The following is a 21516-nucleotide window of genomic DNA, read 5'->3' on the forward strand; positions in this document are numbered from 1 at the left end:
CCACCCCACACCCCAAACCCCAGACGCCACACGCCGCGCCCCGCACCGGGCCCGTGCTCCCCGCCGGAGCGCGGGCCCGGGCCGCGTCCGGGGCGTGGACCCGGTGGAACAGTGGTGTCACACTGCTGGTGTCACAGCGACGGTGCCACGGACAGGGAGGCGGGGGTGGAGGTGCGGCTGACGGTGGACGAGTTGGCGGCGCGGGCGGGGGTGACGGTGCGGACGGTGCGGTTCTACGGGACGAAGGGGCTGCTGCCGCCGCCGGTGCTCGGGGCCCGCCGGGTGGGGTGGTACGGGGCGGAGCACCTGGACCGGCTGGGGCTGATCGAGGAGCTGCAGCGGCAGGGACTGACGCTGGCCGCCGTCGAGCGGTACCTGGCCCGGCTGCCGCGGGACTCCACGCCGCTGGACCTGGCGATCCACCGGGCGCTGGTGGCGTCGTGGACGCCGGAGGTGCCAAAGGAGGCGGGCCGGGAGGAGGTGGAGCGGCGGGCCGGGCGGCGGCTGTCCGAGGAGCAGGTGGACCGGCTGGCCGCGATGGGGGCGCTGGAGCGGACGGCGGACCCGGAGGTGTTCCGGGTGGACCCGGGGCTGCTGCCGCTGGGCGTGCGGATCCTGGACGTGCCGATCCCGCTGGAGACGCTGCTGGCGGCGCGCGCGGTGGTGGTGGAGCACAGTCGGGCGACGGCGCGGGAGCTGCACCGGCTGTTCCGGGAGACGGTGTGGAAGCCGTACCGGGAGAGCGAGCCCGCGCCGGACGACGTGGAGCGGATGAAGGCGCTCACCGACCACATCCAGCCGATGGTGGCGCAGGCGCTGGTGAGCGCGTTCCAGCGGTCGTTGCGGGAGGAGCTGGGCGAGGCGGCCGCGGAGGAGCGACGGGCCGCCCCGCCCGGGTGAGGGACGCGCGGGACCAGCGGGACAGAAGGACCAGCAGGACGCGCGGGACCGGCGGGATCAGTCGGTGAAGGTGCGGCCCTCCGCGGCGATGCGCTCCAGCAGCGCGGGCGGCGCGAACCGCTCCCCGTACGCGGCGGCGAGCTCGCGGGCGCGCGCCGCGAAGCCGGCCGGGCCGCCCGGGTAGCCGTTGATGTACTGCAGGACGCCGCCGGTCCAGGCCGGGAAGCCGATGCCGAGGATGGAGCCGACGTTGGCGTCCGCGACCGAGGTGAGCACGCCCTCCTCCAGGCAGCGCACCGAGTCCAGGGCCTCGCTGAACAGCATCCGCTCCTTGAGGTCCTCGAACGGGACGGAGACCTCCGCGCGCGTGAAGTGCTCGCGCAGGCCCGGCCAGAGGCGGCCGCGCACGCCGTTCTCGTCGTACTCGTAGAAGCCGGCGCCGCCGCTGCGGCCGGTGCGGCCGAACTCGTCGACCATCCGGTCCACCACCGCGTCCGCCGGGTGGGCGGTCCACTCGCCGCCGGCCTCCTCGACGGCGCGCCGGTACTCGTCGCGGATCCTGCGCGGCAGGGTGAGGGTCAGCTCGTCGAGCAGCGAGAGCACCTTGGCCGGGTAGCCGGCCTGGGCGGCGGCCTGCTCGACGCTGGCCGGCTCGACGCCCTCGCCGATCATCGCGACGCCCTCGTTGACGAACTGGCCGATCACCCGCGAGGTGAAGAAGCCGCGCGAGTCGTTGACCACGATCGGGGTCCGACCGATCTGCCGGACCAGGTCGAAGGCGCGGGCCAGCGCCTCGTCCCCGGTCTGCGGGCCGCGGATGATCTCCACCAGCCGCATCCTGTCGACCGGCGAGAAGAAGTGCAGCCCGATGAAGTCGGCGGTGCGCCGCACGCCCTCGGCGAGCAGGCCGATCGGCAGGGTGGAGGTGTTGGAGCAGAGCAGGGCGTCGGGCGCGACGACGCCCTCGATCTCCTGGAACACCTTGTGCTTCAGCTCGGGGTTCTCGAAGACCGCCTCGATCACCGCGTCGCAGCCGGCCAGGTCGGCGGCCTCGGCGGTGGGGGTGATCCGGGCGAGCAGCTCGTCGCGCTGCGCCCCGGTGCTGCGCCCGCGCGCCACCGCCTTCGCCAACAGGCCCTCGGAGTAGGCCTTTCCGCGCTCGGCGGCCTCGATGGTGACGTCCTTGAGCAGCACCTCGATGCCGGCCTTGGCGCAGGCGTGGGCGATGCCGGCGCCCATCATGCCCGCGCCGAGCACGGCGACCTTGCGCACCGTCCGCTTCTCCACCGAAGCGGGCCGTCCGGCACCGGAGTTGACCGCCTGGAGGTCGAAGAACAGCGCCTGGATCATGTTCGTGCCGGTCTGCCCGCAGGCCAGCTCGGTGAAGTAGCGGGCCTCGATCACCATCGCGGTGTCGACGTCCACCTGGGCGCTCTCGACGGCGGCCGCGAGCACGTTGCGCGGCGCCGGATAGGGGGCGCCGGCCAGCTGCTTGCGCAGGTTGGCGGGGAAGGCGGGCAGGTTGGCGGCGAAGGCCGGGGTGCTGGGGGTGCCGCCGGGGATCCTGTACCCCTTGACGTCCCAGGGCTGGACGGGCGCCGGGTTCGCCTCGATCCAGGCCCGCGCCCGGGCGGACAACTCCTCGGGGGTGTCCACGAGTTCGTGCACCAGACCGTGTTCGAGGGCCTGCGCCGGGCGGTACTGGCGGCCCTCCAGCAGGAACTTCAGCAGCGCGTCGGTGATGCCGAACAGCCGGACGGTGCGGACGATCCCGCCGCCGCCGGGGAGCAGGCCGAGGGTGACCTCGGGCAGGCCGATCCGGCTCGCGGGGGTGTCCAGCGCGATCCGGTGGTGACAGGCGAGGGCCAGCTCCAGCCCGCCGCCGAGCGCGCTGCCGTTGACCGCGGCGACGACCGGCCTGCCGAGCGTCTCCAGGGTGCGCAGGGCGCGCTTGATCCGCATCGACTTCTCGAAGACGGCGGCGGCGTCCTCGGGGCGGGCGGCGGAGAGCATCCGCAGGTCGCCACCGGCGAAGAAGGTCCTCTTGGCGGAGGTGACGACCACGCCGCGCAGCCCGCCGTCGGCGGCGAGGCCGGCCAGCCGGGCGACGACGGCCTCGAAGTCGGCGGTGAAGGCCTCGTTCATGGTGTTGACGGACTGGGTGGGGTCGTCGAGGACGAGGGTGACCACGCCGTCCTGGTCCTGCTCCCAGCGGATGGTGGTGGTGTCGCTCATGGGTTCGGCTCTCCGGAGGAGGTGAGGAGGAGGACGGGGGTCAGACGCGCTCGACGACGGTGGCGATGCCCATCCCGCCGCCCACGCAGAGGGTGGCCAGGCCGTAGCGCAGGTCGCGCCGCTCCAACTCGTCGACGAGGGTACCGATCAGCATCGCGCCGGTGGCGCCCAGCGGGTGGCCGAGGGCGATCGCGCCGCCGTTGACGTTCACCTGCTCCGGGGAGAAGCCCATCTCGCGGACGAAGCGCAGGGCGACGGCGGCGAAGGCCTCGTTGATCTCGACCAGGTCGATGTCGGCGGCGGTCAGCCCGGCCCTGGCGAGCGCCTTGCGGGTGGCGGGCGCGGGACCGGTGAGCATGATGGTCGGCTCGGAGCCGGAGACGGCGGCGGAGACGATCCGGGCGCGCGGCCGCAGCCCGTAGCGCTCGCCGACCTCGCGGTTGCCGATGGCGACCAGGGCGGCGCCGTCGACGATGCCGGAGGAGTTGCCGGCGTGGTGGACGTGGTCGATGGCCTCCACCCAGTGGTACTTCTGCAGGGCGACCGCGTCGAAGCCGCCGGCCTCGCCGATGGCGGCGAAGGAGGGCTTGAGCCCGGCGAGCGTCTCGACGGTGGTGCCGGGGCGGATGAACTCGTCGCGCTCCAGCACCACCAGGCCGCTGCGGTCGCGGACCGGCACGACCGAGCGGTCGAACAGGCCGTCGGCCTGGGCCTTGGCGGCGCGGGCCTGGGACTCGGCGGCGAAGGCGTCGACGTCGGTGCGGGAGAAGCCCTCGATGGTGGCGATGAGGTCGGCGCCGATGCCCTGCGGCACGAAGTTGGTCTCGTAGGCCGTCATCGGGTCCGCGAACCAGGCGCCGCCGTCGGAGGCCATCTTCACCCGGGACATCGACTCGACCCCGCCGGCCAGGACGAGGTCCTCCCAGCCGGAGCGGACCTTGGCGGCGGCCAGGTTGACGGCCTCCAGGCCGGAGGCGCAGAAGCGGTTCTCCTGGACGCCGGCGACCGTGTCGGGCAGGCCGGCGGCGATGGCGGCGATCCGGGCGATGTCGGAGCCCTGGTCGCCGACCGGGCTGACCACGCCGAGCACGATGTCGTCGATCGCCGCCGGGTCCAACTCGGGGAAACGGCGGCGGATCTCGTGGATCAGGCCGACGACCAGGTCGATCGGCTTGGTGCCGTGCAGCGAGCCGGTGGCCTTGCCCCGGCCGCGCGGGGTGCGGATCGCGTCGTAGACGTACGCTTCGGTGGTCACGGTGGGGAGCCTTTCGGGGCAGGGGGTCGGACGCCTGGGATCGGGTGCCGGGGATCAGTCGAGGAGGGAGCGGCCCACGATCTCCTTCATGATCTCGGTGGTGCCGCCGTAGATGGTCTGGATGCGGCCGTCGGTGAACGCCCGGGCCACCGGGTACTCGGCCATGTAGCCGTAGCCGCCGTGGAGTTGGAGGCAGCGGTCGGCGGTGCGCTTCTGCAGCTCGGTGGCCCACCACTTGGCCATCGAGGCGTCCGCCGGGGTGAGCGCGCGGCGGTTGTGCTCGGTGATGCAGCGGTCGACGAACGCCCGGGTGACGGCGCACTCGGTGGCCAGTTCGGCGATCTCGAAGCGGACGTGCTGGAGCTTGGCCAGCGGCCGGCCGAACGCCTCGCGCTGCTTGACGTAGGCGGTGGTGATCTCGACCAGGTGCTCGGCCCCGGCGATCGCGGACGCGGCGATGGTGAGCCGCTCCTGGGCGAGGTTGCGCATCAGGTACAGGAAGCCCTGGTTCGGCTCGCCGAGCAGGTTCTCCTTCGGGACGCGGACGTCCTGGAAGAACAACTCGGCGGTGTCCTGGGCCTTCTGGCCGATCTTGTCGAGGTTGCGGCCGCGCTCGAAGCCGGGCATGCCGCGCTCGACGACCAGCAGGCTCAGGCCGTGCGCGCCGCCCTCGGGGGTGGTGCGGGCGACCACGACCACCAGGTCGGCGAGGATGCCGTTGGAGATGAAGGTCTTGGCGCCGTTGAGCAGGAAGTGGTCGCCCCGGTCCACCGCCCGGGTGCGGATGCCCTGGAGGTCGGAGCCGGTACCGGGCTCGGTCATCGCGATGGCGGTGATCAGCTCGCCGGTGCAGAAGCCGGGCAGCCAGCGGCGCTTCTGCTCCTCGGTGGCGAGCGAGGTGAGGTAGGGGCCGATGATGTCGTTGTGCAGGCCGAGCGCCAGGCCAAAGGCGCCGGCCCGGGCGAACTCCTCGGCCAGCACGGCGGCGTAGCGGAAGTCGGCGGTGCCCCCGCCCCCGTACTCCTCGGGGACGGCGAGGCCGAGCAGGCCCTGCCGGCCGGCGGCCGGCCAGGCCTCGCGGTCGACGATGCCGGCCTTCTCCCAGCGGTCGTAGTGCGGCAGCACCTCCTTGGCGAGGTAGGCCCGGACGGCGCTCCGGAAGTCCTCGTGCTCCTCGGCGAAGAGGTCGCGTTGCACGGCATTCTCCTTGGCGGGGTGGGGGGTTCAGGCGGTCGGCGGCGCGGTGAGCCCGGGCACGCCCCAGTCGGCGGCGACCCCGGCGGCGTCGGCGCCCGGCCGGGCGGGCGGGCGGCGCAGCGCGCCGGGGGTGGCGGAGAACCGCGGGGCGGGGGCCGGCTGGGTGACGCCGTCCACCTCCACGTACGTCGCCCGGTCCGCCAGGTGCGGATGGGCGTGCGCCTGACGCATCGTCAGCACCGGTTCCACGCAGGCGTCGGATCCCGCGAAGACGGCCTCCCACGCGGCGCGGGGGCGCTCGGCGAAGCGCGCGGCGATCCGGGCGCGCAGTTCGGGCCAGCGGGCGGTCTCCCACTGGCCGGGCGCGTCCGGGCCGAGCTCCAGCAGCCGGGCGAACTCGGCGTAGAACTGCGGCTCCAGGGCGCCCACCGCGAGGTGACCGCCGTCGGCGGCCGGGTAGACGGCGTAGAACGGCGCGCCGCCGTCCAGCAGGTTGGCCCCGCGCCGGTCCTGCCACTGCCCGCCGGCCAGCAGGCCCTGGAGGACGGCGGTGAGGTGGGCCGCGCCGTCGACGATGGCGGCGTCGACGACCTGGCCGGCGCCGGTGGCGCGGGCGTGGTGGAGGGCCGCGAGCAGGCCGACGACCAGGTAGAGCGAGCCGCCGGCGTAGTCGCCGAGCAGGTTGGCGGGCAGCGCGGGCGGCCCCTCGGCGGCGTCCGCGGCCAGCGGCGCGACCAGGCCGAGCGCACCCGACACCGCCGTGTACCCGATGTCGTGCCCGGCCCGGGCGGCCAGCGGTCCGTCCTGGCCCCAGCCGGTCATCCGCCCGTACACCAGGGCGGGGTTGCGGGCCAGACAGGCCTCGGGCCCGACGCCGAGGCGCTCGGCGACGCCGGGCCGGTAGCCCTCGATCAGCAGGTCGGCACGGGCGGCCAGGGCGAGCACCAGGCCCGGCCCGCCGGGGGACTTGAGGTCGACGACCACCGAGCGCTTGTTGCGGCCCGCGACGTCGTAGGCCGGGTCGATGCCGAGCGGCGAGGGCTCGGGCCGGTCGACCCGGACGACGTCGGCGCCGAGGTCGCCCAGCAGCATCGCGGCGAACGGCCCGGGGCCGATTCCGGCGAGTTCGACGACACGGACGCCGGCCAGCGGTCCGCCGCGCCCGCCCCCGTCGCTGTCACGTCTGGGCGCCACTGCCCCTCCGGGGTCGACGAAGTCTGACAGTAAAGCTGTCACACTCGCGATGATAGGGAAGCGACCGTTCAGTAACAAGACCTTCGCACCTCGGCGCGGGCGCCCCTGACGCGCACCGTGCGACCGCGGCCACGGAGGGTGGGTCGGTACACCGACAGACCCTCCCGGTACCGTCATCCCTGGCGGGGGGCTGCTGACCTCCCGTCGGATCCGGAGGAAGGAAGAGCAGCCGCACATGGTCTACCCAGGGTTCACCACCGGGCCGGTCGCGCCCAGTACGTCCCCGTTCGCCAATCCCACGCCCCGGCCGACCCCGGCCCCCGCCGCGGGCACGCCCGCCGCCGCACCGGGACCGGTACCGTCCCCCTCCCCCGGCGTGAACCCGTCCGGCACCACCACCCGGCTCGACCGCCCGTACGAGCTCAACGCCTCGGCCGGCATCGCCCGCCAGATCGCCGCGGACCTCGACAAGGCCAACGGCAAGGGCGGCAACAACCTCGCCGAGCACGCCTCCACCGCCGCCGGGAGGATCCGCGGCTTCGCCTTCGGCGGCGCGCTCACCGGCTCCACCGAGCGCTGGCTCCAGCAGTGCAAGGCCCTGCACGACAAGCTGACCGGCACCGCCGACAACCTGGACGCCACCCAGCGCTCCTACCAGTCCAACGAGACGTCCACCGCCGGCCAGTTCGGCCGGCCCGGCCGCTGAGCGGAGAGGAGCAACCCCCATGGTGTCCTTCAAGGAACTCCACGAAGCCGACTTCGCCGGCGTCACCGAGACCGCCGAAGCCTGGACCGCGATGGCCACGGCCCTCGACGGGCTCGACTCGCGCGTCGCCCGCGACCTCACCGGCACCCCGCAGCGAGCCGGCTGGGAGGGGCCCGCCGCCCTCCAGGCGGGCGCCACCCTCAAGGGCGTCGACACCGACGTCACCCAGGCCGCCGGCGTCGCCAAGGCGCTCGCCGCGATCATCCGCGACGCGGCCGCCGACTTCACCGCCGCCCGCAAGGACCTCGACACCGCGATCCACGACGCCGAGACCCAGACCATGACCGTCGGCGGCGACGGCGAGGTCCGCTGGCCGCCGATGCCCGGCTCGCACAACGACCCGGACGCCGGCCCGGCGATCAAGAAGTACGACGACGAGATGAAGGTCAAGGCCGAGGCGATATCCGCCCGGCTCACCAAGGCCGTGCAGCAGGCCACCGCCGCCGACCAGCGCGCCGCCGTCGCCCTGCGGACCGACATCGGCACCAGCACCACCGCCTTCAACGCCAAGCCCTACGGCGGCGGCGACGCGGCCGACGGCAAGCGCGCCGCCGACCTGCTGGCCAAGGGCGGCAGCCTCTCCGACACCGAGCTCCAGCAGTTGCAGAGCCTGATGGCCTCCGGCTCCGGCTCCAAGGAGTTCTCCACCGGCCTGCTCAACAGCCTCAGTGCCGGCGGCCACAGCGGCCCCGAGGCCCTGCTCGACTACGCCAAGGTCTACGGCGACCTCGCCCGGGGCGACCACAACGCCCAGCAGTACCAGGAGCTCTACGGCAACCTCGGCCAGGTGCTCGCCACCGCCACCAAGGACGGCGGCATGGGCAAGGCCTGGGAGGACGAGCTGCTCAGGGCCGCCCGCAAGCCGGGCGGGTCGGCCGCCGGGTACAACGAGAACTACCGGGCGCTCACCGAGCTGATGAGCGCCAAGGGCGACTTCGACAAGCCGTTCCTGACGAAGGTCGGCAACGACCTGGTCGACTACGAGCGCGGCAGCAAGCTCAAGGGCGAGGAGCTCTGGGGGCCCGAGTACGGCAACGTCACCGGGAAGCAGGGCGACCCGATGCGCGGCCTGATGAAGGCGATGAGCCACAACCCGGAGGCGTCCAAGGAGTTCCTCGACCCCGGTGCCAACAAGAACCTCGACTACCTGCTCAAGGACCGCAAGTGGCCCAACCAGGGCTACGAGCACCAGCAGATCGACGCCCTCGCCCGGGACACCTCGCGCGGCGCCTTCGGCGACCTCCTCCAGGCCGCCACCACCGGCCGCGACCCGCACGGCGACCAGCCCCCGGCCCGCCCGCACGACGCGGCGATGGCGCGGATCATGTCCGAGACCATCACCCACTTCGGCGGCGACAAGGCCGGTCACGAGAACGAGCTGCCCGCCGCGCTGCGCCGCCCGCTCGGCGAGATGATCGCCGACTACGCCCCGGACACCTACGAGATCCTCGGCAAGGAGACCGGCGGCACCTCGGAGACCAGCGGGCTCACCATCGGCCGGGAGCAGATGCTGCGCACCATCCGCGGTGTGGCCGAGGACCCCGAGGCGTTCAAGCTCGTCCACTACGCGGAGAGCCAGGAGGTCGCCCGGCGGCTGAACGAGTACCCGGCCGAGGCGTTCCAGCCGGACCAGACCGGACGGCCGAACCACCGGATCGAGGGGTTCACCCGCGAGGCCGGCGAGGTGATGGGCACGCTCAGCGGCGTACGCACCGACGTCATCGCCGACCACCGGGACGACGCGATTTTCCGCAACAACTGGAACGCCAAGATGGACTACCACGTACTCGGCGCCCCGGTCACCGGCGTACCCGTGGTCGGCGACACGATCCAGCGGCTGGTGGACGTCGGCACCTCCGCCTACGCCAACAACCTCAACAACGACGAGAGCCTGAAGGCCACCGAGCAGATCTCGGACACCTTCCGGGCGGGCGACGAGCAGCTCAAGGCGATGATCCGGGAGCGCGCTCTGGCCGCCGGCATCCCGCCGAAGGAGGTCAACGCCACCGGCGGCGTCACCACCACGCTGCTGACCGATGTCAACGCGAGCTACCAGACCGGCGTCGACGACGCGTACCGCCGGGCACTCGGGCGGAACTGATGAACGAACCGACGAAGGAACACCAGCCCGTGAGCGAGCGGATCGACGCGGCGCTCACCCGGCGCGGGTACACCACCCGGGCCCTGCGGCTGCGGGCGGCCGGGGTGCTGCTGGCCATCACGGCCGGGGTCTCGGGGCTGCTGCTGTTCAGATTCACCAACGTTCTCGGGCCGGACAGCGTCTGCGGGGGCGCGGCGAGCGCCGACGCCGTGCACGCCGCGCTGGGGCCGGGGCGGATCACGGAGGAGAAGTCCCGCGGTTACTCCCCCACCGCCGTCGGCCAGGCTCAGTACTGCAGCGCCAAGGTGAGCTTCGGCCTGTTCGGAGACACCGAGCAGAGCGTCTCGTTCGGGCTCTCCGTGAGCCGGAGCACAGGCGCCGAATCCCGCCCGGGGGCACGGCTCTTCGCCGAGAACGGCGCGGTGGGCGCGGTAACGCCGGGCGGCGCGTGGGCGCTGCTCCCGGAGGGCTGCCCCACCGGTCTCCAGGCCTCGGTCGGCACCGGCAACGACGGGGAGGACGGCGACCACGCGGAAGGAATCGCCCGGCTCGCCGTCGAGTTCGCCGGCTTCGCCGCGAAGGACCGCAACTGCGGCGGCACACCACCCGCTCCGAAGTCGCTGTCCCCTGCGGGCACCGAGCAGCCGGTCGACTGGAACAACCTCTGCGGCCTGCCCGGCATGGCCGTCACCAAGGCGCCCGACGCAGACCACGACGACTGGTACCGCCAGCAGGCCACCACGGCCTTCTCCCCGGTCTGGTCCTGCGACGTGACCGACAAGCCGACCGGGCGGCCCGTGGCGTCGTTCGTCGTCATCACCGAGCCCCGGGTGATCGACCTCCCGCCGGAAAAGGAGCGCTCCACGGCGTTCGGCCGGAGCACGTGGACCGGAAACCTGAGCGAGGACGTAGTGACCACCTGCCAGGGCCGCAGGACGTACTTCCACTACGAATCGCGCCCGGCACCGGCCCTCAAGAGCCAACGCCTGTTGCCCGACACCAAGGCCGTCTGGACGCAGTTCCTCACCGCCTCTGGCAAGGCGATCGGCTGCGAGCCGATCATCCCCTAGCCGCCCCCTCCTCCCCGAGGACCGCCGCCTCCTCCACCGGATCCCCCCTGTGGGGGAGGCGGATCGGTTTGCCGCAGGACGTGCGGGTGGGCGGGTGCGCGGGAGCGTGGGGGCATGACCTCGACACTCCCGCTCTCCGTGACAGCCCCGACCACCGCCCCGCCCACCGCTCCGCCCGCCACCCCGCCCGCCGCCGCGCCCGTCGGCCGGGTGCGGACCGCCGCGGCCTGGACGGCCGTCGCCGCGACCGTGCCCTACCTCACCCTCAAGCTGCTCTGGCTCACCGGCCACCCGGTCGGGGCCGGGGACGCGGACGCCATGGACGACCTGTGGCTCCTCAACCTGCTCACCTTCGGCATGGACGCCATCGCCGTCGTCCTGGCGCTCGCGTTCGTCCGGCCGTGGGGGCGGCGCGCGCCCGCCGGGCTGCTGGCCTTCCCGATGTGGGTCGCGACCGGCCTGCTCGGCACCATCCTGGTCGCCCTGCCGCTCATCCTGCTGTCCACCCTGGTGCTCGGCCCGGAGGACAGCGCGACGTCGGGCGCCGACAACGGGCCGAGCGGCTGGGTGTTCACCCTGGTGTACGGCGGATTCGCCCTCCAGGGGCTGGCCCTGATCACCGGCTTCCTGCTCTACGCGCGGGAGCGCTGGGCCGGGCTGCTGCGCCGCGACCGGATCGGCGACCTGCCGTCCTCCCCCACGCTGACCACCCAGCGGGCCTTCGCCTGCGTCGCCGCGCTGCTCGCCGCCGGGGTCGCGGCGGCCCGACTGTACTGGGCGTTCGGCGGGGCGGCCGGGCTGCCGGTGGCGTGGCAGGAGCAGCGCGGCCGGAGCGTGGCGGTCATGGACGCGGTGACGGCCGTGATGGCGGTGGCCGCGGTGGCGGCGCTGCTGGTGCTGGTGTTCCGGCGCCGGCCGGGGTGGCGGCTGCGCGGGCCGCTGGCGGTGGTGTGGACGGCGGCCGGTTCGGTGTTCGCCTGGGGGGCTTGGCAGTTGGTGGCGTTCGGGACGTCCGTCACGGCCTCCGCCGACCCGCGCGAGGCGGTGCCGGGGCTGCTGCCGCTGGTGGAGGCGGTGCAGGTGGTGACCGGGCTGCTGGTGCTGGCGGTGGGCGCGGTCGCGCTGGTCGAGCGGGCGGCTGCGGGCGCCGTCCCGGACACCGCGTGGGCGGCGGCAACCGTCGCCCCTGCCGGGGGCGCTGACGTAGAGTCGGCGAAGTGATCACGGGGGCGGGTCGGGAGCGGGACGGGCGGGGCGGCGCGCTGCGCCGGGTGGCGGGTGCCCTGTTCGGGCGGCGGGCCCGGCTGCGCTGGGTGCACCTGGTGCTCGGCGGCGCACTGCTGATGCCGTACTGGATACTGTCGACGGTCGCCCTGGGCGCGCTGGACCCGCGCAAGGGCTCGCTGCTGCAGCTCCTGCTCTACTTCGCCGCGCTCGCCGCCTCGCTCCCGATGGCCGCCGTCACCGCCCTGGTCCCGACCGTCCGGGCCCTGGAGGGCACGGCGGCCCTGGCGCTGTGCGCGCCCCGGCGGGCGGCGGAGGTGGTCACCGGGCCGGCCCGGTCCTGGGCGGCCCGGCGCCGGACGGCGGCGTGGTTCGTACTGCACCTGCTGTTCGGCGGGGTCGTCAGCGGGATGACGCTGGCGGGGACGCCGTTCGCGGTGGTGCTGATCCTCCGGCCGACCGGCTTCGAGCAGGCGGTGCGGTTCTGGGAGGACCGGGGCGTGCCGGGCTGGCTGCCCGGGCCGCTGCTGGGCGCCGCGCTGCTCGCCCTGATCGTCGGCACCAGCGCCGGACTCGGCGCGCTGCTGGCACGGTGGGCGCCCGTACTGCTCGGCCCGACCCCGGACGAGCGGCTGGCCACCGCCGAACGCCGGGCCGCCGTGCTCACCCAGCGCAACCGGCTGGCCCGTGAACTGCACGACTCGGTCGGCCACGCGCTGAGCGCCGTCGGCATCCAGGCCTCGGCCGCCGCCCGGGTGCTGCGCTCCGACCCGGAGTTCGCGGCGGAGGCGCTGGCCGCCATCGAGGAGACCGCGCGCGGCGCCGTCGCCGAGCTGGACGCGGTGCTGGGGCTGCTCCGCGAGGAGGACGGCGACGCGGCCGGGCCGGCCGGACCGACCCTCGCCGGGCTGGACGACCTGCTGCGGCAACTGGCCCGCACCGGGCTGGCGGTGGACGCCGAGCTGGCCCCCGGCCTGGACCGGCTGCCGGCCGCGTTCTCCCGCGAGGCCTACCGGGTCGTCCAGGAGGGCCTGACCAATGTGCTCCGGCACGCCGGACCGGCCGGCTCCGCGCCCGCCCGGCTGCGGGTCGCCCCGGCCGGCGGGCGGCTGGAGATCGAACTGACCAACCCGCTCGGCCCGCTGCGGCCCAGCCGGCCCGGCGGCGGGCGCGGGCTGCGCGGGATCGGCGAGCGCGCGGCGGCGCTGCGCGGCGGCTTCGAGGCCGGGCCGGCGGACGACGGGACGACGTGGCGGCTGGCCGTCTGGCTGCCGGTGGGAGGAGAGCGGTGAACGACAACGGGTACGTCGCGGACGGTTCGGGGGCCACGGCCGGCGGGCCGGTCCGGGTGGTGATCGCCGACGACGAGCGGCTGGTGCGCACGGGCCTGCGGGTGGTGATCGACGCCGAGCCGGACCTCACCGTGGTCGGCGAGGCGGCCGACGGCGCCGAGGTGGTGCCGCTGGTGCGCGCGCTGCGGCCCGACGTGGTGCTGATGGACGTCCGGATGCCGGGGATCGACGGCATCCGGGCCACCGAGCAGTTGGTCGCCGGGATGGCCGAACCGCCCCGGATCCTGGTGGTCACCACCTTCGAGCACGACGACCACGTCTACGACGCGCTGCGGGCGGGGGCGGCCGGGTTCCTGCTGAAGCGGGCGCGGGCCGAGGAGATGGTGCAGGCGGTGCGGCTGATCGCGCGCGGCGACTCGCTGCTGTTCCCGGCGGCGGTCCGCGAGCTGGCGCTGCGACACGCGGCGCCGGCCGCGCGCGCCTCCCGCCCCGCGCCCGACCGGGGCCCGATCGGGCGGCTCACCGGCCGGGAGGGCGAGGTGCTGCGGCTGATGGCGGCCGGGCTCAACAACGCGGAGATCGCCGCGAAGCTGGTGCTCAGCCAGGAGACGGTCAAGACGCACGTCGGCGGCGTGCTGGCCAAGCTGGGCGCGCGGGACCGCACCCAGGCGGTGATCGCGGCGTACGAGTCGGGGTTCGTACTGCCGGGCTGACGGGAGGCCACGGGCGGGAGGAACTGGTGGCCGCATGTCGGTCCGGCCCCGGTCCGCGTTTCCGGGTCCCGCGTTTCAGATCCGCGTTTCAGATCCGCGTTCCGGGTCCGCGTTTCAGATCCGCCAGGACCGGATCCGGTCGGCCGCCGCGAACACGTCCGTCCGCCCCTCGGCGACGGCCCGGGCCAGCTCCACCAGCGCCCCGTACGGCGGGTCGATGCCCTCCCCGGCCGCGTGCATGTACGCCGCCGTCGTCATGCAGGCGTACAGGTTGTTGCGCACCGGGAGCGGCCGCAGCAGCACGATGGTGTGCATCAGGGTGGCCGCGCACCAGGCCGGATCGGCGTCGTGGCCGAGCTGCGCCGTGTTCACCCGGTGCCGGGCGACGGCCGCCTGCAGCGCCGAGTAGTCCCGCACGCTGAGGTCCTCCGGCGAGGCCAGCTCCTGGACGTCGAGCAGCCAGCGCAGATCGACCCGCAGCAGCATCATCGCGGCACCCTCATCGCTCACACCGGTCGCCCGCCCCGCTCAGGCGGCGGGCGCGTCCTCCGGGAACTCCCGGTCGAACTCCTCGCGGTGCGCGTTCCAGAACGCCACCGCGTGGGAGACGAACACCCGGCGCTGCTGCTCCCGCACACTCAGGTCGTGCACATAGGCCTTGACGCTCTTGCCGTCGGCGGCGGCCGCCTCGCGGATGGCGGCGAGTTCGTGCTCCGTGTACTCGATGTTGAGTGCTGGCATGGCGCCGATGGTACTGGAGCGTACGGGAGTTGGACACCGAGCCGACCACCCGGACACCGGACCGCGGGCGGGTACGCCTCCGGTCGGATCCGGGGGGCCGCGGCGTACCTCCCTGGTCGGGCCGCGGACCGCTCCGCAGGCTGACGTGCGACGGCCCGAGCGGTCCGTAGCGTCGACCCATGGGCGGCGGAGGGGTTCCGCGGGGGAGGCCCGGACCTGGAAACGGCAGGGAACGGCATGGGTATCGGACACCGGAGGTCGGTGGCCAGGGCGGCGGGGATCGCGGCGGTCGCGCTCGCGGTCACGGCGGGGACGATCGGCGCGGCGGGCGCCGCACCGGACGGGGACCCGGCGCAGCGGCCGGGCGCCAACCGCCTGGAGGGCGTCTGGCAGACGGACGGGTACGGCACGATCGTCGAGATCCACGGGACCACCTTCAGCACCTACGACGTGACCCGGATCAGCTGCACCCCGGGCTTTCTGGCCGGCACGCAGGTCGGCGCGACCGGGCCCGGCGGCGCCGTTCGCTACGGCCGCCCCGGCAAGGGCTACGGAGAGCTGACCCTCACGCCCCGGGGGCGCGACCGGGTGGTGTACAAGGAGGACAGCTCGGCCGGGACCAAGAACCTGTCCCGGCTGCCCGGCGGCCTGCCGGCGCGGTGCACGCAGCCGGCGCCGCAGGACGCGCTCGCGACCTTCGACCGGTTCTGGGCGACCTTCGAGGAGAACTACCCGTTCTTCGCCGCCAAGGGCATCGACTGGCAGGCCAGGGGCGCGCAGGCGCGGGCGGCCATCACCCCGCAGACCACTACCGACGATCTCGCGGGAATCTTCAAGGACCTCCTGGAACCGCTCGGTGACGCGCACACCGTGATCGGGCGCAAGAGGGCCGACGGCGGCTACGGCCTCGTCTTCGAGGGCCTGCGCCCGGGCACCGAGGAGCCCGACGACCAGGCGCGGGAGCAGGCGGGCCGGGCGGTCGCCGCCCAACTCCTCGCCCCCGAGCGGACCTTCGGCCGTGACCGGCTGGGCGTCGGCGAACTGCCGGGCGGCATCGGCTACCTGCGGGTGAGCGCCTTCGGCGGATACGTCGACGACGGCTCGTACCAGGACCTGGCGGCCGAGCTGGACAAGGCGCTGGACCTCCTGCTGGCCCACCCCGACCGGCTGAGCGGGCTGGTGATCGACCTGCGGCTGAACGGCGGCGGCTCGGACGAGCTGGGGCTGCGGATCGCCTCCCGGCTCACCGACCGGCCCTTCCTCGCCTACCGCAAGGCGGCCCGCAACGACCCGGCCGACCCGACCGCCTTCACCCGGCCGCAGCCGGTCACCGTCCGCCCCGCCGCCGGGGCCACCCACTACACCGGTCCGGTCGCCCTGCTCACCGCGGGCTCGACCGTGAGCGCGGGCGAGACCTTCACCCAGGCGATGATGCAACGGCGCCCGACGACGGTCCGGATCGGCGAGAACACCCAGGGCGTGTTCTCCGACATCATGATCAAGCCGGTCTCCGCCGACCTGATCGTCGGCCTGCCGAACGAGGAGTTCCGCACCCCGACCGGCAGCACCTTCGACGGCCCGGGCATCCCGCCGGACGTCCGCACCCCGGTCTTCACCCCGGAGGAGCTGGCTGCCCTGAAGGACTCCGCGCTGACCGAGGCCCGGCGGCTGCTCGCCGCCGGGGCCGGCCGCTGAGCGTCACATCGGGTCCACCGCCCTCAGCTCGCCGTCCAGCTCCAGCCAGCGGGTGACGCCCAGGCCGCGCAGGAACGGCAGGTCGTGGCTGGCGACGATCAGTGCGCCCTGGTAGGCGGCGAGCGCCTGGGTGAGCTGGCGGACGCTGGCCAGGTCGAGGTTGTTGGTCGGCTCGTCGAGCAGCAGCAGCTGCGGCGGCGGGTCGGCCAGCAGCAGCGCGGCCAGGGTGGCGCGGAACCGCTCGCCGCCCGAGAGCGTGCCGGCCGGCTGGTCGGCCCGCCCGCCGCGGAACAGGAACCGGGCCAGCCGCGCCCGGATCGCGTTGTCCCCCGCGCTCGGCGCGAACAGCTTGACGTTGCCCACGACGGTCAGCTTCTCGTCGAGCAGGTCGAGCCGCTGCGGGAGGTGGCGCAGCGGCACCGGGGTGATCACCTCGCCCGCCACCGGGGCCAGTTCGCCGGCGATGGTGCGCAGCAGGGTGGACTTGCCCGCGCCGTTGCGGCCGACCAGGGCGATCCGCTCGGGCCCGCGCAGGTCGAGGTCGGCGGTGATGCCGTGCGGCAGCCGGACCTTGTCCAGGGTCAGCACGGTGCGCCCGGCCGGCACGGCGGTGCGGGGCAGGTCGATCCGGATCTCGGCGTCGTCCCGGACGGCCTCCTCGGCGGCGGTCAGCTTGCGTTTGGCCTCCTCCAGGCGCTCGGTGTGCATGCCCTGGAGCCGGCCGGCGGTCTCCTGGCCCTGGCGTTTGAGCTTGCCGGCGAAGATGTGCGGGTCGTTGCGGGTGACCGCGCGCTTCCTGCCGTAGCCGGCGCTGCGCTCCAGCCGCATCCGGGCCTCGGACAGGTCCCGCTTCTGGCGGTGGACGTCGGCCTCGGCGTTGCGCAGCAGCCGCTCGGCGGTCTCCTGCTGGGCGGCGACGGTGCGCTCGTACTCGGTGAAGTCGCCGCCGTACCAGGTGACCTGACCGTCCCTCAGTTCGGCGATCTGGTCGACGTGCTGGAGCAGCTCGCGGTCGTGGCTGACGACCACCATCACGCCGCCCCAGCCGGCCACCGTCTCGTAGAGCCGCTGCCGGGCGGAGCGGTCGAGGTTGTTGGTCGGCTCGTCGAGCAGCAGGACGTCGGGGCGGCGCAGCAGCAGGGTGGCCAGCCGCAGCAGGACGGCCTCGCCGCCGGAGAGTTCGCCGGTGGTGCGGTCGAGCCCGAGCCGGTGCAGGCCGAGCCGGTCGAGCAGGGCGCGGGCGCGCTCCTCGACGTCCCAGTCGTCGCCGACCGCGTCGAAGTGGCGCTGGTCGGTGGAGCCGGTCTCGATGGCGTGCAGGGCCTCGCGGGCGGCCCGGACGCCGAGCGCCTCGTCGACCCGCAGGCCGGTGTCCAGGGTGAGGCCCTGCGGCAGGTAGCCGATCTCGCCGGCCGCCTTGACGGCGCCGGAGGTGGGGGTGAGTTCGCCCGCCAGCAGGCGCAGCAGGGTGGACTTGCCCGCGCCGTTGAGCCCGATCAGCCCGGTGCGGCCGGGGCCGACGGCGAGGTGGAAGCCGTCGAGGACGGGCCTGCCGTCCGGCCACTCGAAGGAGAGGTCGGTGCAGAGGAGCGAGGTGGTGGGTTGTGCCATGGAGAGCCTCCCGAAGGTCGCCGACGTGGTCGTGGAGCAACACGGGGAGACACCGCGGTGCGGGCGGGGACCGGGAGGGGAGGGCCGGGGTCGTCAGAGCGACAAGGGTCGCCGGGCCGGCACACCACTGAGGTCGGGCACGCGCACACTCACGGACCGCGGGCAGCGAACCGGTCGGCAACAAGGCTGGCGACAGGGCTGCGGCACGGCGGGGGCGGTGTCTCGGGACCTCAGTAGATCAACGGCGTGCTCCTGTTCTGGCGGGTGGCAGGCATCACGCTACGGAGGCCCCCGGGGGGCGTGCAACCGGTTTTTCCGGTGCCGATCACCGCCCCCGGCGGTGTCCGTGCCCGGCCGCCTAGAATCGGGTCATCATGAGCGCCACACTCGTCGTCAAGGAACTCGCCGCCGGCCACGGCGAGCGCACCCTCTTCTCCGGCCTGGACCTGGTCGTCGCCCCCGGCGACGTGATCGGCCTGGTCGGCGTGAACGGGGCCGGGAAGTCCACCCTGCTGCGCCTGCTGGCCGGCCTGGACGCCCCGGAGGGCGGTTCGGTGCGGCTCAGCCCGGCCACCGCCAACGTCGGCCACCTCCCGCAGGAGCCGGAGCGCCGGCCGGAGGAGTCGGTCCGCGACTTCCTGGCCCGCCGCACCGGGGTGGCCGCCGCGCAGGCCGCGCTGGACGAGGCCACCCAGGGCCTGGTGGACGGCGTGCCCGGCGCCGACGACGCCTACGCCACGAACCTGGACCGCTGGCTGGACCTCGGCGGCGCCGACCTGGAGGAGCGGGCCGAGGAGGTCGCCGACTCGCTCGGCCTCAAGGTCTCCCTGGACCTGCCGATGACGGCCCTGTCCGGCGGGCAGGCGGCCCGGGCCGGCCTGGCCTCGCTGCTGCTCTCCCGCTACGACGTCTTCCTGCTCGACGAACCCACCAACGACCTCGACCTGGACGGCCTGGAGCGGCTGGAGGCCTTCGTCAAGGGCCTGCGCACGGGCACCGTGGTGATCAGCCACGACCGCGAGTTCCTGGCCCGCACCGTCACCAAGGTGCTGGAGCTGGACCTGCACCAGCAGCAGATCAACCTCTACGGCGGCGGCTACGAGGCGTACCTGGAGGAGCGCGCCACCGCCCGCCGGCACGCCCGCGAGGAGTACGAGGAGTACGCCGACACCAAGGCGGGCCTGGAGGCCCGGGCCCGGATGCAGCGCGGCTGGATGGAGAACGGCGTCCGCAACGCCCGCCGCAAGTCGAGTGACAACGACAAGATCGGGCGCGCGATGCGCACCGAGTCCACCGAGAAGCAGGCCGCCAAGGCCCGCCAGACGCAGCGGATGATCGAGCGGCTGGACGTGGTCGAGGAGCCGCGCAAGGAGTGGGAACTGCGGATGGAGATCGCCACCGCGCCGCGCTCCGGTGCCGTGGTCGCCACCCTGCGCGGGGCCACCGCCCGGCGCGGCGACTTCACGCTCGGCCCGGTGGACCTGCAGATCGACTGGGCGGACCGGGTGGCCATCACCGGCGCCAACGGCGCGGGCAAGTCCACCCTGCTGGCCGCCCTGCTGGGCCGGCTCGACCTCGACGCGGGCAGCGCCGTGCTGGGCTCCGGCGTGGTGGTCGGCGAGGTGGACCAGGCCCGCGGGCTGTTCCTCGGCGGGGAGCCGCTGCTGGAGGCGTTCGCCGCCGCCGTCCCGGAGGCCGCGCCGGAGGAGGTGCGCACCCTGCTGGCCAAGTTCGGCCTGAAGGCGGCGCACGTGCTGCGCCCGGCGGGCACCCTCTCCCCCGGCGAGCGGACCAGGGCGGCGCTGGCGCTGCTCCAGGCGCGCGGGGTGAACCTGCTGGTGCTCGACGAGCCCACCAACCACCTGGACCTGCCCGCGATCGAGCAGTTGGAGTCGGCGCTGGGCTCGTACAACGGCACGCTGCTGCTGGTCACCCACGACCGGCGGATGCTGGACACCGTCGCGGTGAACCGGCGGATCGAGGTCGGCGGCGGCACGGTCCGCGAGCTGTAGCCGAGGGCCGGGCCGCGGGCCGGGAGAGGAGGTCCAGACCTCTTCCCCGGCCCGCCGTCATGTGCTGTGCTGTCGCCCATGGTTGACAGCACAGCGCTCGACAGCGCGGTGGCAGGCGCGTCCTACCCGACCGTCCCGCTCACCCCCATGACCGTGCCCGCCCACGAGGCCGAGGCGCGCAGCAGGTCCTTCCACGACGTGATGGCGCGGCGCCGGACCGTCCGCGACTACTCGACCCGGCCGATCCCGGACGGTGTCGTCGAGTGGGCGGTCCGCACCGCCAACACCGCGCCGAGCGGCGCGCACGTCCAGCCCTGGCGGTTCGTGGTGATCACCGATCCGGAGCGCAAGCGCCGGCTGCGGGAGGCCGCCGAGGCCGAGGAGCGGGAGTTCTACGCGCACCGGGCCTCCGCGGAGTGGCTGGCCGCGCTGGCGCCGATCGGCACCGACTGGCACAAGCCCTTCCTGGAGGACGCGCCGGCCGTGATCGTCGTCTTCGAGGTGCACAAGGGCCCCGCCTCGCCGCGCCCGTACTACACCAAGGAGTCGGTGGGCATCGCGGTCGGCCTGCTGCTCGCCTCGCTGCACCAGGCGGGCCTGGCCACGCTCACCCACACGCCGAGTCCGATGAAGTTCCTCAACGAGGTGTGCGAACGGCCGCAGGAGGAACGGGCCGCCTACGTCATCCCGGTGGGCTACCCCGCCGAGGGGGCGCGCGTGCCGGACCTGCGGCGCAAGGATCTCGACGAGGTGCTCGTCCGGCTCTGACGCGCCCCCGGACGGTCCCGGCGCGCGGCGGCGGGCGGTGGTGACAGGTACAGGACGCCGACATAATCGCTGTCATGAATCACGTCATGCCGCCGCCGCGCGGGAACGCGCCCGCGTCCGGTGCGCCCGCGTCCGGTGCGCCCGTGCCCGTGCCCGCGCCCGGTGCGCCCACCCCCGGCCGGCCGCCCGAACTGCTGCGGCCGGCCGAGGGGATCACCCTGCGGCGGCGCTCCCCGGCCCAGGCGCCCGCGCTCAACGCCGCCGTCCGGGCCAACCTGGACCACCTGCGCCCCTGGCTGGAGTGGGCCGCCGAGGCACCCACCCCCGCCCGGACCGCCGAGCTCACCGCGGCCGGTGTCGCCGCCTGGGACGCCGGCACCGACTTCATCTACCTGGTCGGCCTGGACGCCGAACCGGGCCGGGTGATCGGCTCGTTCGGCCTGCACGGCCGGATCGGCCCGGGCGCCCTGGAGATCGGCTACTGGGTGAGCGCCGAGCACGCGCGCCGCGGCATCGCCACCGCCGCCGCCCGGTCACTCGCCGCGGCCGCGCTCGCCCTGCCCGGGATCCACCGGATCGAGATCCACTGCGACCCGGCCAACACCGCCAGCGGCGCGGTGGCCCGCCGGCTCGGCTGCCGGCTCGACCGGGTGGTCGACGCGCCGGTGCGGGCGCCGGGCGAGACCGGGCGCAAGCAGATCTGGATCCGGGAACAGCGCCCGGGCCGCCACTGAGCCCCCGC

General features: G+C 74.4%; 18 protein-coding genes. 11 read left to right on the top strand and 7 right to left on the bottom strand.

Annotation, left to right across the window (positions count from 1 at the left end):
• The first annotated feature begins 165 nt into the window (after window positions 1–165).
• Window positions 166–900 carry a MerR family transcriptional regulator gene (locus ACFCLZ_RS09880; protein ID WP_380284444.1) on the top strand — a complete coding sequence of 245 codons (735 nt, stop codon included), beginning with the start codon at window positions 166–168 and terminating at the stop codon, window positions 898–900.
• A gap of 57 nt (window positions 901–957) precedes the next feature.
• On the opposite strand, the gene ACFCLZ_RS09885 is transcribed toward ACFCLZ_RS09880, so the two are convergent.
• From ACFCLZ_RS09885 to ACFCLZ_RS09900, 4 genes are read right to left on the bottom strand one after another with little or no spacing between them, the layout of a single operon-like run.
• On the bottom strand, window positions 958–3135 hold the full coding sequence (locus tag ACFCLZ_RS09885) for a 3-hydroxyacyl-CoA dehydrogenase NAD-binding domain-containing protein (RefSeq protein ID WP_380284445.1): 2178 nt from the start codon (window positions 3133–3135) through the stop codon (window positions 958–960).
• A 40-nt stretch (window positions 3136–3175) separates the two neighbouring features.
• Window positions 3176–4390 carry an acetyl-CoA C-acetyltransferase gene (locus tag ACFCLZ_RS09890; protein WP_380284446.1) on the bottom strand — a complete coding sequence of 405 codons (1215 nt, stop codon included), beginning with the start codon at window positions 4388–4390 and terminating at the stop codon, window positions 3176–3178.
• 54 nt (window positions 4391–4444) lie between these two features.
• Complete coding sequence (locus ACFCLZ_RS09895; RefSeq protein ID WP_380284447.1) at window positions 4445–5587, bottom strand: acyl-CoA dehydrogenase family protein; 1143 nt, start codon at window positions 5585–5587, stop codon at window positions 4445–4447.
• 27 nt (window positions 5588–5614) lie between these two features.
• A complete protein-coding gene (locus tag ACFCLZ_RS09900; protein ID WP_380286129.1) occupies window positions 5615–6736 on the bottom strand; it encodes a CaiB/BaiF CoA transferase family protein in 1122 nt (373 codons plus the stop codon).
• A 280-nt stretch (window positions 6737–7016) separates the two neighbouring features.
• On the opposite strand from ACFCLZ_RS09900, the gene ACFCLZ_RS09905 reads away from it, so the two are divergent.
• The 6 genes from ACFCLZ_RS09905 to ACFCLZ_RS09930 all read left to right on the top strand — a co-directional run bounded on the left by ACFCLZ_RS09905 (window position 7017) and on the right by ACFCLZ_RS09930 (window position 13947).
• Window positions 7017–7487 carry a hypothetical protein gene (locus ACFCLZ_RS09905; RefSeq protein WP_380284448.1) on the top strand — a complete coding sequence of 157 codons (471 nt, stop codon included), beginning with the start codon at window positions 7017–7019 and terminating at the stop codon, window positions 7485–7487.
• Window positions 7488–7506: 19 nt separating this feature from the next.
• The gene (locus ACFCLZ_RS09910; protein WP_380284449.1) at window positions 7507–9648 is read left to right on the top strand and encodes a DUF6571 family protein; all 2142 of its coding nucleotides are present in this window, start codon (window positions 7507–7509) and stop codon (window positions 9646–9648) included.
• Between the two features lie 29 nt (window positions 9649–9677).
• Window positions 9678–10718 carry a hypothetical protein gene (locus ACFCLZ_RS09915; RefSeq protein ID WP_380284450.1) on the top strand — a complete coding sequence of 347 codons (1041 nt, stop codon included), beginning with the start codon at window positions 9678–9680 and terminating at the stop codon, window positions 10716–10718.
• Window positions 10719–10832: 114 nt separating this feature from the next.
• The gene (locus tag ACFCLZ_RS09920) at window positions 10833–11939 is read left to right on the top strand and encodes a hypothetical protein (protein WP_380284451.1); all 1107 of its coding nucleotides are present in this window, start codon (window positions 10833–10835) and stop codon (window positions 11937–11939) included.
• Complete coding sequence (locus ACFCLZ_RS09925; protein ID WP_380284452.1) at window positions 11936–13234, top strand: sensor histidine kinase; 1299 nt, start codon at window positions 11936–11938, stop codon at window positions 13232–13234. The genes ACFCLZ_RS09920 and ACFCLZ_RS09925 overlap by 4 nt, the downstream gene beginning before the upstream one ends.
• Window positions 13231–13947, top strand: coding sequence for a response regulator (locus ACFCLZ_RS09930; RefSeq protein WP_380284453.1), 717 nt, complete (start codon window positions 13231–13233; stop codon window positions 13945–13947). The genes ACFCLZ_RS09925 and ACFCLZ_RS09930 overlap by 4 nt, the downstream gene beginning before the upstream one ends.
• Before the next feature lie 114 nt (window positions 13948–14061).
• Here ACFCLZ_RS09930 and ACFCLZ_RS09935 read toward each other — a convergent pair whose 3' ends face one another.
• Both ACFCLZ_RS09935 and ACFCLZ_RS09940 read right to left on the bottom strand, forming a co-directional pair.
• Complete coding sequence (locus tag ACFCLZ_RS09935) at window positions 14062–14433, bottom strand: toxin Doc (protein ID WP_380286130.1); 372 nt, start codon at window positions 14431–14433, stop codon at window positions 14062–14064.
• 42 nt (window positions 14434–14475) lie between these two features.
• Window positions 14476–14688, bottom strand: coding sequence for a hypothetical protein (locus tag ACFCLZ_RS09940; protein WP_344322900.1), 213 nt, complete (start codon window positions 14686–14688; stop codon window positions 14476–14478).
• Window positions 14689–14925: 237 nt separating this feature from the next.
• Between ACFCLZ_RS09940 and ACFCLZ_RS09945 the strand changes: the two genes are divergently transcribed.
• Window positions 14926–16383 (top strand): S41 family peptidase, encoded by a 1458-nt coding sequence (locus ACFCLZ_RS09945; RefSeq protein WP_380284454.1) that lies wholly within the window; start codon window positions 14926–14928, stop codon window positions 16381–16383.
• 3 nt (window positions 16384–16386) lie between these two features.
• On the opposite strand, the gene ACFCLZ_RS09950 is transcribed toward ACFCLZ_RS09945, so the two are convergent.
• Window positions 16387–17994, bottom strand: a complete 1608-nt coding sequence (locus ACFCLZ_RS09950; RefSeq protein WP_380284455.1) for an ABC-F family ATP-binding cassette domain-containing protein — start codon at window positions 17992–17994, stop codon at window positions 16387–16389.
• A 374-nt stretch (window positions 17995–18368) separates the two neighbouring features.
• Between ACFCLZ_RS09950 and ACFCLZ_RS09955 the strand changes: the two genes are divergently transcribed.
• The 3 genes from ACFCLZ_RS09955 to ACFCLZ_RS09965 all read left to right on the top strand — a co-directional run bounded on the left by ACFCLZ_RS09955 (window position 18369) and on the right by ACFCLZ_RS09965 (window position 21508).
• Window positions 18369–20006 (top strand): ABC-F family ATP-binding cassette domain-containing protein, encoded by a 1638-nt coding sequence (locus ACFCLZ_RS09955; RefSeq protein WP_380284456.1) that lies wholly within the window; start codon window positions 18369–18371, stop codon window positions 20004–20006.
• 78 nt (window positions 20007–20084) lie between these two features.
• On the top strand, window positions 20085–20774 hold the full coding sequence (locus tag ACFCLZ_RS09960; RefSeq protein WP_380284457.1) for a nitroreductase family protein: 690 nt from the start codon (window positions 20085–20087) through the stop codon (window positions 20772–20774).
• Between the two features lie 74 nt (window positions 20775–20848).
• The gene (locus ACFCLZ_RS09965) at window positions 20849–21508 is read left to right on the top strand and encodes a GNAT family N-acetyltransferase (RefSeq protein ID WP_380284458.1); all 660 of its coding nucleotides are present in this window, start codon (window positions 20849–20851) and stop codon (window positions 21506–21508) included.
• Window positions 21509–21516: the final 8 nt, after the last annotated feature.

The organism is Kitasatospora purpeofusca (assembly GCF_042691725.1).
In the GTDB taxonomy this organism is placed as follows: Bacteria; Actinomycetota; Actinomycetes; order Streptomycetales; family Streptomycetaceae; genus Kitasatospora; species Kitasatospora purpeofusca_B.